Raw genomic sequence first — 18,191 nt, 5'->3', positions numbered from 1 at the left:
CGCGCGATTGGGGTACTTTATGAGGAGTCATACGCGGCAGCATGCATTGCCTTTCTTCGTCCCCGGCTGCATAGTTGTGAGCGGCTGGAAGCGCATGCTATAATGAGAGTCCGACCAAAATGGAATCCGTGAGGTGAAGCAGCATGGTGAAGAGCAAAGACCAGTTCGACAAGCCGCTCGCGCAGAACAGGAAGGCTTCGCATGACTACTTCATCGAGGATACGTTTGAAGCGGGCATGGTGCTGACCGGCACCGAGATTAAGTCGCTCCGTGGCGGGAGAGCCAATATGGGCGATGCGTTCGCAACCATTCGGAACGGCGAGATTTTCCTGCACAACATGCATATCAGTCCGTTCGAACAGGGCAACCGTCACAATCCGACCGATCCGACGCGCACGCGCAAGCTGCTCATGCACAAGGCGCAGATTCGCAAGCTGATCGGCGCTTCCAAGCAAGAGGGTTACACGATCGTGCCGCTCAAGGTGTACACGCGCAACGGCTACGCCAAGTGCCTTCTGGGCCTCGGCCGAGGCAAGAAGAACTACGACAAGCGCGAATCCGCCGCCAAAAAGGATGCCGAGCGCGATATCCAACGGGCATTGCGTGAGAAGCAGAAGGTCGCGAGGTAAGAAGGCGCAACGCGCGTTGACGGCAAGGAATTCTGCGTGCCGTACAGCTTTTTTTCGTTAATCAGCCGCGTCAGGCAGTCATCGCCATCCATCCCAGTAATGCCGTGCGGTATTTGGCGGCGGGGTGTGTTATACTATAGAAGTTCCACCGATACGATTCGTTTTATGCACCGTGTTCGTACTCGCCGATCTTCGCTGTTACGTGAAGATAGGCACCTGAAGATCCGTTCGCTTGGCCGACCGCTATGTGGTCCGCCGCGAAGGCTTCGCTTCTCATTTAGGGGCCGTTTATGGATTCGACGGGGGTAGTTCGGACATGAGTAGCGGGTAGTAGGGCTGCGGCTGCTTCACCAACGCGGAAGCCAATTAACTGGCAAACAACAACCAACCTACGCTGTAGCAGCCTAAGAAACTGCTCTCGTGCTCCTACCTTCCATCGCCCATGTGGCGGGATAGGGGCTCAACTTTAGTGGGATACGCTGTCTAGTCTCCGCCTGGGGCTAGCTGAAGAAGACAATCAGGCTGACCCGAAGGGAATCCGGTGACAGGGAGTCTCTAGGGTGACATCAAATCTGTCACTACACCCGTAGAAGCTTATGTTGCGTTATCTTCGGACAGGGGTTCGACTCCCCTCGGCTCCACCATAAAGACTCTGACCGCATGAGGTCAGAGTTTTTTTGTTATGGTGGAACCGAGGGGGCAGTCGCTGCCCCCAGTTCGAAGAGGACAGGGGTTCGACCGCGCGCAGGGAGCGAAGCGGACGAGCACGGCATCTGATTCTACCGCTGCGCTCTACTTCGTCGAGTAGGCCTCGTCAGCCGTTTAAATCATGAATCATATACTCCCCTCGGCTCCACCATCATCAAAGCCAGCCGCGAGAGGCTGGCTTTTTTGCGTGGATCCGAGGGGCTAGGCGTTGTCCCCAGTCCGAAGGAGGACATTGGGGTTCGACCGCGCGGAAGGGAGCGAAGCGGACTGAGCACGGCATCTGATTCTACCGCTACGCTCTACTTCTCGAATAGGCCTCGTTAGCAAGTTCAATCAGGAATCATAGCTCCCCTCGGCTCCACCATAAGAACTCTGACCGCATGAGGTCAGAGTTTTTTTGTTATGGTGAAGCCGAGGGGGCAGGCGCTGCCCCCAGTTCGAAGAGGACAGGGGTTCGACCGCGCGCAGGGAGCGAAGCGGACGAGCACGGCATCTGATTCTACCGCAGCGCTCTACTTCGTCGAATAAGCATCGTCAGCCGTTTAAATCAGAAATCATATACGCCCCTCGGCTCCACCATAAAGACTCTGACCGCATGAGGTCAGAGTTTTTATGGTGGAGCCGAGGGGGTCTCAAACTAGGAGATCGAATTGATACAGTCGAAGAGCAGTTAAGTGTTTCTCAAGATAAGTATAGTGGTATCGTATACGGGTACAACGGTATTGAGTTCGAGGCTGATCCCGATATTGGACTGATCGAAACAATCAGAATAAGTAGTACTGAGTACAGAACAGACAAGGGAATCGGCCTAGGAAGCACGCTCGGAGACATCGTTAAAGCTTACGGTAATGACAAAGTACGGAATCTAAGCGGGACTGTTCTTCTACACTTAAAGAAGACGCAGGTTATTGCTTTCAGCATGGCTACGTATGATAGTATCGAGTTTACCAGCGATACGGTTGTACGAGGAATGGAGATTATGGAACGAGGCGAGCGATTCAAGTCCGATTGGGATTCAGCTCTCCCACTGGAGTATTAGGACGCTGAGTAGCAAGGATAGGCCAAAGCGCCCTAATGGCGCTTTTTATTTTTAAGTAAAAGAAGGAACAAAGTCGCATGTAGTCGAAAGATACAGATGGAAACTACACTTGAATAAGGAAACTATGGATGGAGACGGTCGAGGTGAGACCATGGCAAAGACATATCATGCTGAAGGAAGGCAAGTCGCTTATTTCTTAAGAAGTCTTTGTATCGTCATCGGAGCTTCTTTGTACTTTAACATTCCTGGATTGCATTGGGGCTACTTTTTCGGCATTCTAATTGGTTCTGTCATCTTGGGAGAAATAGCAGGCGCAATGTTGACTGCCAAACGCCGTTTAGCGGTTCTGAAGACTAATAAGAAGGCTGCCGTAAAGAAAGCAGCCATAGCAGCTAGTTCGTCCAAGAGTAAGAAACTAACTGATCAAGAACTGATCCAGGCAGATGTCGATTCCTTGTCTGGTTCAGAATTCGAACGTCTCATGGAACTGTACTATATGGCCAAGGGTTATACGGTATTGCGAGTCGGCGGTGCGGGAGATCACGAAGTCGATCTGATTCTTAAGGGCAAGGAAGGCTACAAGATCGCCGTTCAATGCAAGCGCTGGAAGCGTGATGTCGGCAACGATATTGTACTGAGGTTGAAGGCAGGCAAACAAGTTCATGGATGTTATGACGCTTGGATTGTAACGACGAGTAACTTTACAAAAGCGGCCAAGGAAGCGGCAGAGCGACTCAATATAAAGCTAATCAATGGCCTGTCATTGCATGACAAACTCACATCCTGGCGTAAAGCGATGTCGGCAAACGACTTTAAAGGACAAGTTCGAAGTAGATAAGCAGCCGTCTAAAACGGCTTACTATTATGATGGAGTGTTAATATGATGACTTACTTGTTTGCTACCATTCTCCTTATCCTAGTCATTATATTAAGGTCACCAAAGATAAAGGGAATGATCGGCGAATCCTCCGTTCGCCATAAGTTAGGGAAGCTTAATCCGAAAGAATACACAGTAATGCACGATATCATGATTCAGCGGCCAGATGGGAAGACATCGCAGATTGATCATGTTGTAGTGTCCAGATATGGTGTGTTCGTAATTGAGACAAAGAACTATACGGGCTGGATCGTGGGAGGCGAGAAGTCTGAGTATTGGACCCAGGTGATCTACAAGCGCAAGGAAAGACTGTATAACCCAATAAGGCAGAATTATGGCCATGTTAAGGCACTGGAGAGCTTCTTGGAAGATGAGACGATACCCTTCATCTCCATCATTGCGTTCAGTACCAGAGCCGATTTGAAGCTAGAGCCGATGAGTATCGACGTTGTTTATACTACTAGATTGGTGTCGACCATTCAGAAGTATAAGAATGTTAGGCTTTCCGAAGATCAAAAGGATCGGGTACACAAGGCGTTGTCGGTCAAGACCTTACATACTCGCGAAGAACGGAAGAAGCATGTTGCCGACATTAAAGGGAACCTGAAAGAGAAGGCGGCTCTAGCAAGCGCGGGGATATGCCCCAGGTGTAATGGTAAGCTTGTTGAACGGCGTGGCAAGAGTGGGATGTTTATGGGGTGTAGCAGCTATCCTAGGTGCAGGTTTACGAAGGTAAATTAAACGTAATGCGAATGTTAAGGAGGGATACCATGACTTTATATGATGATATTAGTCATTCGTTGTCCTATCTGTCATCAACGATAAATGCCAATGTAGTTGATTCAGAATCTCATTTTACTGTCGTGATAAATGGACTAGATAGATCCCCTGAAATAATTAGGCACTTAGCTGTTTACACTGTAGCTGTTGTATCACATGCAATAGAGGCAAACTTAAGGATTTCTGCTGATTTAATGGAAGATAACCGAGAAAGTATTCTTGAAATTCAAGGATGTTTTGCTCGTTACATACAGCATAATAACAACTATTCTACTGCTACTGAAAAGCGATTTATTGACCGTGCAAGAAACCCTTGGTTAGCAGAGGTAATTGTTCATATGCTACTGAACATCTCCACGACAGTCAGAAACCTACATCCTCCTGGTGAAATACTAACAACTAGTTTTGTACATGACCTTCCAACCGACAACGGTTTAGACGCTGCAGCGTTATTTATTTCACAATCGCTTGGTGTAGTTGTAGTTGAGTGTAAAGCGTATAAAAATAGGCCTGCTGCTGCGTTTAGAGATGCAACAAACTACTACACTAATTTTAACAATAACCATATTTTGGGCAAAAGAATTCGGACCCATGTGCAAGTAATGAGAGGTTATCTTACAGAGGAATATAGAAATCAAGCCACAAATTCATTTTGGAAGCAGGAGAAAAGTTTTGTCCCGACAATATTTTATGATTCATCTAAGAACGAAGATTGGTCTATCGGTAGAGATCAGATGAGGAACATGGTTGTTAATAAAGATAAAAGAATTCTTGTTCCAATTGTTATAGATAACTTCCATTTATTCTTTAACGAATTATCGGATGCGATTAGAGTCTATATCGGGGAGATGCTTCAAAATGTTTGATCGATATTCTGAAGAACTTTTTGAGTCCTTACCTAGACTTTCTGATATTGACGCTGATGAGTGTAAAAGGTGGCTAACCTCCGCGTATCTGTATTGTATAGATAAGGGGATAAATAATAAACATCAACAAAACATCGATATCATAACAACATTTGAGAATCTCAGGAGATTAGGTAGTGCACTTGAGAGTGCAGCAGTGTTTGATGTTGATGTTCCGCAAAAAATTAGAGAAGCATCTGCGTTTATTTCAGCGGAATCTCTTTCATTGCTTTCTAAATACTATAAGAATAATGTTGAAGAGGTTGGTCAACATGCTTTTTTATTTGGATATGATTATATCTATACCAAAATCGAAAGCGCTTTGTTATATCTGATTGCTGGTTATGATGCAAATGCAATAACAGAAGTACGAGAGATCAAGGAGTTTATTGAAAGCCAAGCTTTATTAGAAGCAGAAGCAAATTCTTTGATAAAGATTGCGAATAAAGTATACGAACTAATATATATGCTATGTAGTTTTGAACTATGGGCAATTCCAGAAGAAAGTAACGAATTATTTAGAATGGATGCGTTGGATCCCCTTACGGGGATTGTTAACAATAATCAATTTCAAATGTATAAGCTAATTGAATCTAGTCTTTATTACTACATCAAATGGTTGTTAGGAGAAGATGCTGAGGGCTACAATGCAAGCATCAGAGTCCTTCAGAAAGTAATCCGACTTAGTTCTGCAGAACGGCTTGCTTCATATGCAACTATTTATCATCTTTCAAAACTGTTAGAAGCGACCTATAAGGAAACCTCTAGAAGATCAATGATTCATAAAGTTCCGTCGCTACCAGGGTGGGAAACAGAGTGGACTAGCTATCTTAAGTTTAGGGCTCTGGGTCATCAAAACTTGAGGTCAAGGCCGTTTCTGTGGCCTTCAACCAAGCAATTTGTTGATGAGACATTACCTGGTCCGCATTCTCACTCTGTTGTCAGCATGCCTACAGGAAGTGGAAAGAGCTTTTTGGCTGAATTGGCAATAGCTCAAGCCTTATATTCAGGATGGGTACTTTATTTGGCACCGACAAACGCATTGACTCACCAAATAAGGAGAGATTTACTTCAAGGGTTGCGATCCCTCCCTAATCTGGACGTACGCTCTTTTGTAGGAGAAGAAGAGTACACTGCTTTATCATCCGAAATTCCAGAGATTATTGAAGATTCGAATAAAAGATTTATTGCTGTAATGACTCCTGAGAAATGTTCCTTAGCATTAAGGCTTACACCACAAATTTTTAGCAACTGTAGCTTATGTGTCTTTGACGAGTTTCATTTAATTGGAGAAAGTGAAAGAGGCATTATATCTGATCTTGTTCTTGGGCAGATAATTTCGTTAAATAAAACAGTAAAATTTCTTTTAATGTCGGCGATGATGAGTAACCCCGATGAAATAGCGGATTGGCTACGAACTAAAACAGGAATTGAAGCAAGTATTCCCACTGTAAAATGGAAACCTACTAGAACGTTAAGAGGAGCAGCGGGCGTAAGCCTTATTGAAAATAGTCATAAGTACAATGAAGCTATTGAGTGGCTCGACCACCACCCTAGGAGAGTTAATCGTAAATATACATTAGCTGCCGACATCTTATATTGCTTCACAGGTGTATGGCAAACGGTAGATGAGGACAATTTTAGTACTATAAGATTTCAAGATGTGGAAACTGAATTACAAGCTACTAGAGAAAGTAATGGACGCCGTATAAGATATGTTTTTAAATCTCCTAGTTGGACTAACAATACAGCAAAATCCTTAGGGTTGCATTTGGCAAGAAATAAAATTCCATCTATTGTTTTTTTTCCGCATGATAAAAATCATGTATTTTCAGTAGGTGAAATTGATTTGTCAGAGGGAACTTCAGAGGTTCCCCAAAAAATTCTTGATTTAATTGATGTATCAGAAAGAGAACTGGGGCTTATTTCTGAGGTTGGGCAACTACTGGTTAATAGAGGGATTTCCGTTCACTCTTCTGCAATGCTTGAAGCGGAAAAAGAAGCCTCCGAGGAGGCCTTTAAATGTGGAGTAAGTTCACTAATGTTTGCTACAGGTACGTTAGCACAAGGACTCAACTTACCATCTGTAGCAGTAATAATTGCAGGAGAATCAGTAGGGGACCGTAGAGAAACTGGTACATTGGAAAATGAGAAAAGATCGAAAGCTACAATATTAAATGCAATTGGGAGAGCAGGAAGGGCGGGGTTTTCCAATCAAAGCCTCAGTATAATAGTGCCAGATAAGCCTATCTTCTTGAGAGGGAAGGAGGACTGGGAAGCGGTATTAAGAAGGCTCGAAGTACTAGGTGAGCATGATGCCACAATTAGAGTGGAAAGTCCGTTGGAGGCTTTCTTAGACAGGGTTATTGATCAATCATTTGATCCTAGTATAGCCTCAAATACAGAACTGCTAATGGTTTCTTACTTATCTGATGTCGAAGGACATCCTGATATGAAGCAGGGTATATTAAACAATACCTTTGCAGCATACAGGAAACGCAACATTATCTCACAAAGCATTCTCGAGCAAGCAGGTAAATACGTTGAAGAGATAAAACAAAGTTTTATCGAGGAAAATGAAGCTCCAAATTGGACTATTGGAGTTGCTAGAAAAGCAGGTGTAGACTTTTTTACAACTTTAAGATTCTATCAGTCAATGAATAACATTGTTATTGATCTGGATAAGGCTACTGAATATTCAATAGATGATTGGCTAAGATTTTTTATTTTGTGTATGAAGGAGATACCTCCTAAATACCTGGTTGATTTATTTCCAGAGTATGTATCTTCCAGGGAAACAGCAATCAATCAAATTCAAAGATTTGTTGCAGAAAATTCACACGAAGATAGCCTTGAGTGGGAGCGTCCTCCTGAATGGGAATTTTTATGGGAGCAGTTCTGTTATCTTATTATGCAGTATATGGATGGAGCGACTTTAAAAGAATTAATCATCACTTTATTAGAAGATGAATCATTAAATGACTCATCAAGAAGTGCTGGTAAGCCTATTCCAACAATACTTTCAGTTATAAATGGCCCAATCGCTAAACTATCCTTGTTTGCTGGTTTATTTGTGGCTATCTTGGAAGAGAAGTTTTCGTCGGAAGGTATAAGTTTGCCTTGGAATTTAAGTGCGCTACCGTTAGCGATAAAAAATGGATGTAATGACTACTCGAGTCTATGTTGGTACAGGTTTGGTGTCAGATATCGAGTGTGTTCGCATTTACTAGCAAAATCCTTTCCTTTAAATGAAGATATAATGAATGATGAGCGGGCAAGAAGGTATGTCCGTAGAGTGAAAAAACTCTGGCTTGATGGATTTGCTGGAGATAACAATAATCTTTCTTACGAGGATGAAGCGGTACTTGAATCTTTAAGGCGAATAGTACGCTGAAGGGAGAGGCTACAGTGTTGGAGACCCCTAGTAGCATCACCCTCAACAAAGCAGTTAAAATCTTTGAGGCAACTGAAGCCAATTTAAGTAAACTTGAGCGGGTTTGGGGTCAAATTTATGGAATTGTTCCTGAAGGAATTGTATTCGGATCTAACTTACAATATGAAGATTTGTGCAGAACATACACAAATCTATTACGTCATTTGCCGTTGATTGATGGTTGGAAGCCATCTATGGAGCCAATCGATCTTGATAGTATAGCCCAATCTCGTTTAGATGCTAAAGAGGTTTGGGATATCGGTGCTACAGTTTCTGTCGAGAAGTGGATTGAGGAACCAGGTTTAGAGCTCAGAGATTACAGATTCAGATTTAATCTTAAGCGGCGTCAGCTTATTAGAGATGCAGTTACAAAATTGTTTAATGAAGTTACGCTTGTCTTAAAGAGTTTACAAGCCTCGCCTGAAAGTAATGATGACTTCGTAAAACAATTAAGTGATGATGAGTGGGAAATGCTGAATGAGAAGGTTAAGGAAGTGGATACTCTTTTGGGGAGTAGCGTTCCTCGACCCAGACGGTGGAATGAACTAAAAAAACATCTCTCATCAGGACAGTTCGGAGATTTAAAACAAATCGTTAATTATGATTGGCCAGTTGTCAAGGATGCAATCATAAACAGTCTTTACGGTGAATATGACCCAATTCCCACGGGTATTGATGACTTAGGGAATGTCATAGATCAGAAACCGAGCGGAACAGTTGTTACAAAATTAAATTGGAGCGCTCTTACACCAGATAATTTTGAAAGGTTAATTTATTCCTTAATTAGCTCTGAAGAGGGCTATGAAAATGCCGAATGGTTGATGCATACAAATGCACCTGATCGGGGACGTGATTTATCTGTAACGAGAGTTTTTAAAGATGGTTTAAGTGGCGTTTTGCGGCGAAGAGTTGTTATTCAATGCAAACATTATCAATCAAAAAGTATCACTCCAACTGATGTTGCAGTTCTCAAGGAGCAAATTAAGCTATGGGAACCTCCAAGAATAGATATTGTTATTGTTGCAACATCTGGAAGATTCACGGCGGATGCCGTTGCGGCAATAGAGCGGCATAATCAAATGGATTCTGCTTTATCTATAGAGATGTGGGCTGAAAGCCATTTGGAAAGCTTGTTAGTTAGGAGGCCCGCACTTATTGCAGAATTCAATTTAAGATGAAAGTAAAGCAGGAGCAATTTGTGTAATTAAGTAACAGGGCATTAAGCAAAGGGGAACAATCGGTATACTGGAATCTTTCCGCTAAGGAATGGATACTGCACTTAAAGAGGCAATAAAGTTGTAGCTTCGTTCTCCTTTTACTATGCATACTAATATTTCCAATGGTATCATGGAGGAGTGTTATTAGTTAATGTTGGGGGAATGAAAATGTACGCAGTTTTTAGGGAAGAAGAAATATTTGCAGTTTTCGAAAATCAGGAAAATGCGGAAAAATATCTATGCATAGAATATGAAAATGATTCTGAGTTTGAGATAAGAGAGCTCGATGAGGGGGCTAATGGAGAATATTCTCCTCTTGATCAGGAGTATGAAGAAATTCCTTATCGTTTTTTTGCAGTGGAAGTTTCAAGTGAGATTATATTCGCCTCCAATGATAGAGGTGCAGCTGAGGAAAGTGCTTATAGATACAATCAGGAAGCAATCCAAGGTGCACATGAAGAATTAGGACACGACGAGGATGATTATATTACTGAAAAGGGACAATTTGAAGCTGCTTGGCAAGCTGGATTTGAAAGTGGACATGCAGAAGTAATTAATATTATACCTGAAAGTGATGAACAGTATCGAGATTGTATAGATTTATGGAGAAATAAACAATTGGATGATGAAGAAGAATTAGAAGAGGATGAGATGTAAGCTTTAAAAGCCATATAGTTCATATATTTTATTTGTCACCGAGACGGTGACCTATTGGTAGATAATCACATAGAGACATGACAGGGAGTCTCTAGGGTGACATCAAATCTGTCACTACACCCGTAGAAGCTTATGTTGCGTTATCTTCGGACAGGGGTTCGACCGCGCGCAGGGAGCGAAGCGGACGAGCACGGCATCTGATTCTACCGCTGCGCTCTACTTCGTCGAGTAGGCCTCGTCAGCCATTTTAATCGGGAATCATATACTCCCCTCGGCTCCACCATAAGAACTCTGACCGCACGAGGTCAGAGTTTTTTGTTATGGTGAAGCCGAGGGGGCTAGGCGCTGCCCCCAGTCCGAAGGAGGACATTGGGGTTCGACCGCGCGGAAGTTTGCTTGCGAAGAATGTGGTGATGCAATGTATCCCGAGTACTACAAGGGAATCTATGGCCAATAGTACAGAATTGAGAATGTACGTAGCACAACTGCTGGAAATTGAAGAGATGCACAGAGAGGACCGTCAGGGAGATCTACCCCTGACGGTTTTTTTTAGCGATAACAACTTCGAAACAGGCTGCAAACTCTTTGTAGCCTGTCTACTGTAATTCAGGTTGGAGGGACGCTTGTCGTCTTCTTAATGAGCATCCTTCCAGCGAACAGAATTTTTTCGTAGTCCTCATGGGGGTGCGCAACGCGTCTCTGCAGCATTTCTACGGCTCTTCTGCCCAGCGCGTTCTTGGCGCTATGAACCGTCGTAATCCCGAGAGCGTTGACATCCAAGTCATCGAACCCGGTCACGGAACAGTCCCGAGGGACTTGAACTCCCAATCTCTGTAGAGATTGAATAACGATGTCGGCCATGTAATCGTTAATGCATACGAAAGCCGTCGGGAGCTCATTGTTGGATTGAAGCTCTTTTAATTGATTCAAAGTCTCTTCATGGATTTCTTCCGGACGCAGCACGAAAAGATTCAACAATTGAGGATGCTGGCGCGAAGGTATGCCGTGATCCTCCAAAGCGGCGGAATAGCCCTTCCATCTGTCGTAATAGCTTCGCATCATCGAAGTTTCCCCCACGAATTGCAAAGAACGATGACCGAGTCCGATCAGATGCGAAGTCAGCTGTCTTGAGCAATCGAAGTTGTTCATGAAGATCGAATCCGATGGAATTAACGGATCTTCATGGTCGACTAACACGATAGGGAGGCCGAAATTGCTAATTTCCAGCACGATCTGCGTGGGAATGAACCCGACGCAAATATAGCCTAACAGCCCTTGCTGGTTAATCGCGGAAAATAAATGATCGGAAAGCTGCTCCGTCATAATAATCATGTTTAATCCTGCTTTTTCGACGCTCTCGGTTATGCCGTGGAGAATCTTTCCCCAATATGGATTGTCCTTGGTCTGATCCCTTAAATTCGGGATGACTACGGCAATCACTTTTTTAGAAGGAGAAATGTTACTGTTCGATCGATCGTAAGGCTTCGTTTTTTGATCTTTGGAGCGCTGTGAAAAATACCCAAGCTTCGTGGCAGCCTCGATTATTTTATCCCGGGTTTCGGAGGTTACTCCGGATTTGCCGGCAAGCGCCCTCGAAACGGCGAATTTCGAGAAGCCGACGGTATCGGCGATTTGTTGCAGCGTAACTTTGCGAGACATCCTTCTTTCTCTCCCTTGGCAATGACGAACGATTCGAAGTATCTACCTCTAATCATATCCAATACCTAACGAAATAACAATGAGTCAAAAGTTATTTCTGTATATTTCATGATTTGTTAGATAACAATTAAGATTTGAAATTAGCGGTGGTTTCCTATGAAACTTTTGATTATGGGTTTTAAGATAAAGTATGATTAAAAGCAGATTAAATGAAATAACGTATTGACATTTGTTTTGCGTGTGTTATCCTTAATATCGAAATGTTAGATAACGTTATGTAGTTTTTTTGTTTTTAGTCTAGCATTTTGTTTTTCTGCAAGGGGTTGGGATGCGAGGCGAATAAGCGGTGACGAAAGGAAGCTAAGCGTCGGTTTCAGGGCAAGGTAGGGCCATTCATACTCAAATGGGGGTAAAGAAAATGAAAACTTTGAAAGCGTTTTTATCGGTTTATTTGGTTATCGCGATTCTTCTGGTTACTGCGGCCTGTTCTTCCGGAAATTCATCTTCGGAATCTAGCGCTGGCAGCGGAGTCGAAAGCGGGGCGCAGCAAAGCAAAGGGAATGGCGAGGAGAAGGAAGTTACGCTTAGGTATTTGCGGTGGGCTTCCGGGGAAGAAGAAGTCAACTTCCGGAACTGGTTGGACGAGTTCGAGAACGCCCATCCGACTATTAAAGTAGAGTCTGAATTTTTGCCTTACGATACCTACAGCTCGAAAGTGAAAACGGACTTGATTTCGGGCAACGCACCGGACGTTATCGCCTTCACTTCAAGCGAATGGGTTGCCTACATCTACTCAAACGTTTTCCTGGATTTGAATACGCTGCCAGGAGCAAAGGAAGCTTTTGGACAATTGACCGAGGATTCGGTGTTGGCGTTTAACGTGGATGGGGCGCAATTGGGAGCCCCGATCGGGGTGGGCCGAAGAGTTCCGTTCATTAATAAGGATCTGTTCGCTAAGGCAAACGTACCGCTTCCTTCCCAGACCGAACCGATGACCGCAGCCCAATGGGTAGAGATGATGAAAAAGGTTCAAGCGGGCCTTGAAGGGGATATGATGGCCGCTAATCTGTTCCCTGAAGAACTGCTATACTCCCTGGCGTTAAGTGCCGGATCGCCGATTCTGTCGCAAGACGGCAAGAAGGTGACAGCGAATACGCCGGAAGGAGTAAAAGCTATTCAGGCGTTCAAAGACATCATGGCAAGCGGGGCACAAGTGCCGATTCTCGACGTATGGAAAGGTGCTTACGGCAATCCGGATAGCGCGCTGACGACCGGGAAAGTGGCGATTGGCTGGACGGGACCTTGGACAGTGAAGTCGATGAAAGAAGCCAACATCGACTATATGTCCATCCCGGCGCCGATCGTGGAAGGCGGAAAAACGACGCAGGTTGGTTATCTGAACTCGCACGCCATTCCTATTTCCTCCCCGAATCGGGAAGCCGCTTGGGAGCTGGTCAAGTGGATGATCTCCAAGGAAGGGCAACTTTCGTTCGGCAAGATCTCCGATCTTCCCGTTCACAAAGAAGCGCTGGACGAAACGCTGAAAGCGCTCGAAGCGGAAGATCCCAATGCCTATACCGGGTTCTCCGCAGCCAAGGCGAGCGTCGTTCCGACTCCTCCGTTCCCTTCGGACTTCGATACGTTGCGGGCGGGGTTGCAAAGCAAGCTCGTATCGGACAAAGTGACGGCGCAGCAATTCGCCGATCAATTGGAGAAAGAGGGCCAGCCTATGCTGGACAAGTATCAAGCAAATATCGGCAAATAAGCGGCATAAAGGAGAGGGATGCTCTTCCATCCGGAGAGCATCCCGATTTTCAGCAAGAAGTTAGGAGGGAAACAACTTGGGATCAGGCACAAGAAAAATGGGGATTGAGAAAAGGGAGAAGATAGCGGGTTTGCTTCTGGTTTCCCCATGGATCGTGGGGTTCCTGTTGTTCGGGCTTTTTCCAATGGGAGTCTCTGGCTATCTGACGTTCGTCAAATGGGATTTTCTGAGGGACCCGCGATGGGTAGGACTGTCCAACTTCGAAGAAGTTTTTCGGAATCCGATTTTCTATACGGCATTAAAGAATACGTTGATTATTACGTTCGGAAGCAGCTTGATCTACCTCGTGTTCGGCGTTGTGATCGCCGCGATGTTGGCCAAAGACTATCTCGGCGCCAATGTGTTCCGCGCGATCATCTTTCTTCCGTCCCTCGTGATCGGGACGGCGCTCGCCATGATGATGGGACCTGTATTCGGCAACGGGAAATACGGGCTCTTGAATCAAGTGCTGAATTTAATAGGCATGCCTTACCAATCCTGGTTGACCGAGCCGGGCCAAGCCGTATGGGTCATCGTCGCCATGAGCTTCTGGTTTTTGGGCAGCAGCGTCATTATTTATTTGGCGGGGATTAAAGGGATCGATCCATCGTACTTCGAAGCGGCCATGATCGACGGAGCGAACGGCTTGCAACAGTTCTACAAGGTCACGATACCGCTCCTTACTCCGGTTTTGCTGTTCCAATCGATCATGGGGATTATCGGCGGCTTGCAAGTGTTTGATTTGGCGCTAACGCTGGCTTCCGAATTCAAGACGGGCGGAATGGGCAATGAAAACTCGTTAGCCACGCTTGTTTTCTATTTATACACTCTTGCTTTCCGCGACTATAACATGGGGTCGGCGGCCGTTGTCGGGTGGGTCATCTTTATCGTCAGCCTTCTGCTCAGTTTGGTCATCTTCAGACTATCCAAAAAGTTTCAGCTGTTCGGCGAGGAGGAGAGCAAATGAGATATAAATCGGGTCTTCTCGCGAGCAAAATATTCATTTTTTCATTCCTGGCTTTATTGTCGTTCATTATTCTCGTCCCGTTCGTTTACCTGTTTACTTCGTCTTTGAAGACCAGCGCGCAATACTTCAAGATCCCAATTGAGTGGATACCGTCTCCCGCCTTGTGGAGCAACTATTCCTATGTGTTCGTAAAATTGAAATTCTACATCTACATGTGGAACAGCACGTTCCTTGCAGTTAGCTCGGTCGTGTTATCCGTGCTCAGCTCGTCGTTGATCGCATACGGTTTCGCGAGATTCAAGTTTCCTCTCCGCAACGGTATGTTCATTCTCGTCATCGCGACGATGATGCTCCCAGGTCAAGTTACCATGCTTCCGTTGTTCATTTACTTCAAGTCGATCGGCTGGCTCGGCAGCTACAAACCGCTACTCGTGCCGCAACTGTTCGGCTCCGCGTATTTAATCTTCCTGATCCGGCAGTTCTATATCACGCTGCCGCGGGAGATCGACGAGGCGGCCAAGATCGACGGATGCGGCTATTTGCGGATATGGTGGAACGTGATCATGCCGCAGGCGAAACCCGTTCTCATCGTCTCTGCGCTGTTCGTCTTTCTCGGTTCCTGGAAGGACGTCTTCGGGCCGCTTATTTACTTGAGCGATAGAAGCTCTTATCCGCTTGCGGTAGGGTTGCTCTACTTTACTTCGCCGACCAGCAATGCTTACACATTGATTCTGGTCGCGATCGTCATCGCCTTGGTCCCGACGTTATTGTTCTTCGTTTTATCTCAGAAGTATCTGAATAAGGGAGTCAATATCGCCAACTTAAAATAAAAAATCGGAGGACGATCGAATGCGCAAAAAATCGATTGGCTTAGCCGTCAGCTTGAGCCTTATGGCGGGGTTATGGCAGACCGGAGGCGAAGCGGCGGCAACCGCCCCGTCGCCTTACGCTTTCGACGGGAAAATGTCGCAGGACACGCTGAATCGTTATTTGTCCCGATCCGCGCAGATCATGGATATGTTCTGGTTCGATACGGACGCGGGCAAGAAGCAGGAATGGCTGCGGTTCGTTGAGAATACCGGCACCAAGCTGATCGGGCGGGCGGCGATGATCTGGACGAATTTCCAAGACGACGAGACGATGTTCTATCACTCGGGCCGGATGGCTGATGCCGTTCATGCTCAGGATCCGGAAGTCATCCTGCAGGCGGCCATCTTTGAGACGACGGCGCAATCAGTGAATCAAATCCCGGTACCGGCTTGGGTGTTCGAAGAGTTCGGGCTGCAGCCGGAAACCCGCAATTTCAGTTACGAGGGGATGCTCTACAAAGACGGGAGGTATTCGAATTACTGGGGAGCGGGACAGTCCGTTCCGGATATTACGAGCCTCGAAACGCAGATGTTCTTCTTCTACCGGGCGAAAAGATTCATCGATCTCGGTTACGAGGCCATCCATCTCGGGCAAGTAAGGTTGGTGGGCGAAGCGGATCCGTTTTATTTGAACTGGAACCGCCTGTTGAATCGTATTCGCGCGTACGGGGAGGTGCATGCCAGAAGGCATAACGTTTTATTGGACGCTCACGTGAACGAAGTGTACGACAACGCCAATCCGTTATGGTATACGGCCAAGGGTCAGTTCAGATATGAAGCGCCGGGCAATACGGGCAACTATTATAATGGCGACGCATCGAGATTGAACCGCGCCGACGGCGCCCAATCGGCCGACGGGCACTATATCGTGTACAAGCTGGCAAACGCGACCGGCTTCGAGGTCATCTCCGCGAATTGGGCGGGAGCCGGCGATCAGCCTGACGGTTTCGATCTGTACACGTCCCCGGACGGCCGGAGCTGGACGCCGGTCGGCAAGACGATTCAAGAAATCCAGCGTACGGAATATACGTGGCCGAATTACAAAACGACAAACGCGAGTCCACTCCCGGCCGGCACGAACTATGTGAAAGTTAGTTGGAAGACGATGCCGAATATCTGGACGGTGCAATTGTTGGACGTTAAGATCAATGCCACCGGGGCAGCTCTTCACGATACTTTGGAGCAGCCCAATCCCGCCGTGAAAAAACTCGCCTTCGACTTCGTGGGTTATCCCGCCAGGATGAAAGGAGTCCCGAATTTCCCTCAGGAAACGAAGCTCGAAGTGAATTACATGGACAGCCTTTACCAAAAAACGATCGGAGGATTAAATCCGCAAGGTTGGGTTACTCCTCATTCTCCCTACTTAATCGAACTGGACAATTACGGAGGAAGTAACGGTTCCCCGGGAATCGATTCGCCGTATTGGCCTTGGGGATACGACGAAATCGCCTGGTTCGCGCATCAGAACGACGACTATCGTCGCTCTTGGTTGAAATATGCCTACGATTGGTTTAGAACGAACGATTCATACGGTCACTTGCAAATGCCCGCCTATCGAACGTTGGGCAATGCGCCGGTCAACGGAAGCAATGTTTATAACGCGATAACGGCGAGTCCTATTTATCCGAATACGCTCGGAGACGAAGAAGCGATTAAAGTGATATGGAGCTCCGCGGCTCAGAGCGGAGCGGTCGAAGACGATTTGCGCGACTTGACGAAAATCTATAGGCTCAGCACGAATTTGGCCAAGGACGGCAGCAATCCCGGTTCCTACGGAGGAGACGGCGCGCGGCTGACGAGAATGTCGAATACGAGCGAATATGTCGTTTACAAAGCTCCAAACGTAACCGATCGTACGAGACTGACCGGATTCGCGGTCGATACTTGGTTTTCGTCCGCTACGTCTGTCGCCGACTTTAAGTTTTACGTCTCTTCGGACGACGTCAACTATACGCTCTATACGCCTAAAAAGATTACGGTCAACGGGGGCATGACAAAGATCACCTACATCGGCAGCAGGCTGCCGGTCGGAACCCGATACGTGAAAGTCGAGTTCAACAGCGCCTCATCTTCCGCGGCGAATCCGCAGATCGGGAAGGTAACGACGTTTTATGCGGACTCCGGTTCCTATAGCGATGGCAAAATCGACGATTTCGAAGGCTACGGGGGATCGGACCCGGCTCTTAACGCGGCTTACGAGGTCAATCCCAATGCGGATCCGGTAACGGTTTCGTTGGATCCGGCCAACAAAAATGACGGCGATTACGGAATGAAATACGAGTATAACGTCGGGGTCTTAACCTATGGCGGGGTGGCGTTGAATCTCGGCGGCGCCGATTGGTCCGGGTACGACGCGCTTCGTTTCTGGCTCAAGCCGGACGGCTCCAATCGCAATTTAACGATTCAAATGATAACGGACGATGGAGATTATTGGGATAAAGTTCTGGATTTATCGGATCCGATGGCCAGGATGATCGAGATTCCTTTCAGCGCATTCGCGAGGCCGTCCTGGCATAACGGTACCGGGCCGATGAACTTGTCGGCGGTCGCGAATCTCACGCTCTACGCGGGCGTCGGCGCCGGAAGCCCGGGAGCGGGCACGTTGTATTTCGATTCTATCGAAGCGATCAGCTATTAAAGGAGGTGT

At 46.2% G+C, this 18,191-nt stretch carries 12 protein-coding genes and 1 other RNA gene; 12 read left to right on the top strand and 1 reads right to left on the bottom strand.

The features are described from left to right. Positions 1 to 143: 143 nt before the first annotated feature. From smpB to KB449_RS27745, 8 genes are all read left to right on the top strand, one after another. A complete protein-coding gene (smpB, locus tag KB449_RS27780) occupies positions 144 to 629 on the top strand; it encodes an SsrA-binding protein SmpB (protein ID WP_217597866.1) in 486 nt (161 codons plus the stop codon). Positions 630 to 909: 280 nt separating this feature from the next. After that, positions 910 to 1,273, top strand: a transfer-messenger RNA (tmRNA) gene (gene ssrA / locus KB449_RS27775). Positions 1,274 to 2,527: 1,254 nt separating this feature from the next. Next, on the top strand, positions 2,528 to 3,214 hold the full coding sequence (locus KB449_RS27770; RefSeq protein ID WP_282911475.1) for a restriction endonuclease: 687 nt from the start codon (positions 2,528 to 2,530) through the stop codon (positions 3,212 to 3,214). Between the two features lie 45 nt (positions 3,215 to 3,259). After that, a complete protein-coding gene (locus tag KB449_RS27765) occupies positions 3,260 to 3,994 on the top strand; it encodes an NERD domain-containing protein (RefSeq protein WP_282911474.1) in 735 nt (244 codons plus the stop codon). Positions 3,995 to 4,023: 29 nt separating this feature from the next. Next, positions 4,024 to 4,899, top strand: coding sequence for a hypothetical protein (locus KB449_RS27760; RefSeq protein WP_282911473.1), 876 nt, complete (start codon positions 4,024 to 4,026; stop codon positions 4,897 to 4,899). Continuing rightward, the gene (locus tag KB449_RS27755) at positions 4,892 to 8,332 is read left to right on the top strand and encodes a DEAD/DEAH box helicase (protein ID WP_282911472.1); all 3,441 of its coding nucleotides are present in this window, start codon (positions 4,892 to 4,894) and stop codon (positions 8,330 to 8,332) included. Before KB449_RS27760 ends, KB449_RS27755 begins: the two co-directional genes overlap by 8 nt. 14 nt (positions 8,333 to 8,346) lie before the next feature. After that, a complete protein-coding gene (locus KB449_RS27750) occupies positions 8,347 to 9,549 on the top strand; it encodes a restriction endonuclease (protein ID WP_282911471.1) in 1,203 nt (400 codons plus the stop codon). A gap of 207 nt (positions 9,550 to 9,756) precedes the next feature. Then, positions 9,757 to 10,245, top strand: a complete 489-nt coding sequence (locus KB449_RS27745) for a hypothetical protein (protein ID WP_282911470.1) — start codon at positions 9,757 to 9,759, stop codon at positions 10,243 to 10,245. A gap of 606 nt (positions 10,246 to 10,851) precedes the next feature. Here KB449_RS27745 and KB449_RS27740 read toward each other — a convergent pair. Next, positions 10,852 to 11,904, bottom strand: a complete 1,053-nt coding sequence (locus KB449_RS27740; RefSeq protein WP_282911469.1) for a LacI family DNA-binding transcriptional regulator — start codon at positions 11,902 to 11,904, stop codon at positions 10,852 to 10,854. A gap of 403 nt (positions 11,905 to 12,307) precedes the next feature. Between KB449_RS27740 and KB449_RS27735 the strand changes: the two genes are divergently transcribed. The 4 genes from KB449_RS27735 (at position 12,308) to KB449_RS27720 (ending at position 18,182) form a co-directional block, all read left to right on the top strand. After that, a complete protein-coding gene (locus KB449_RS27735) occupies positions 12,308 to 13,669 on the top strand; it encodes an ABC transporter substrate-binding protein (RefSeq protein WP_282911468.1) in 1,362 nt (453 codons plus the stop codon). Between the two features lie 130 nt (positions 13,670 to 13,799). Next, complete coding sequence (locus KB449_RS27730; RefSeq protein ID WP_282911467.1) at positions 13,800 to 14,675, top strand: carbohydrate ABC transporter permease; 876 nt, start codon at positions 13,800 to 13,802, stop codon at positions 14,673 to 14,675. After that, positions 14,672 to 15,505, top strand: coding sequence for a carbohydrate ABC transporter permease (locus KB449_RS27725; RefSeq protein WP_282911466.1), 834 nt, complete (start codon positions 14,672 to 14,674; stop codon positions 15,503 to 15,505). The genes KB449_RS27730 and KB449_RS27725 overlap by 4 nt, the downstream gene beginning before the upstream one ends. A gap of 19 nt (positions 15,506 to 15,524) precedes the next feature. Further along, complete coding sequence (locus KB449_RS27720) at positions 15,525 to 18,182, top strand: carbohydrate binding domain-containing protein (protein WP_282911465.1); 2,658 nt, start codon at positions 15,525 to 15,527, stop codon at positions 18,180 to 18,182. Positions 18,183 to 18,191: the final 9 nt, after the last annotated feature.

The organism is Cohnella hashimotonis, from assembly GCF_030014955.1.
GTDB classification, from domain to species: Bacteria; Bacillota; Bacilli; order Paenibacillales; family Paenibacillaceae; genus Cohnella; species Cohnella hashimotonis.
The sequence above is the reverse complement of the archived record's forward strand: the minus strand, read 5'-3'. Positions and strand labels throughout refer to the sequence as shown.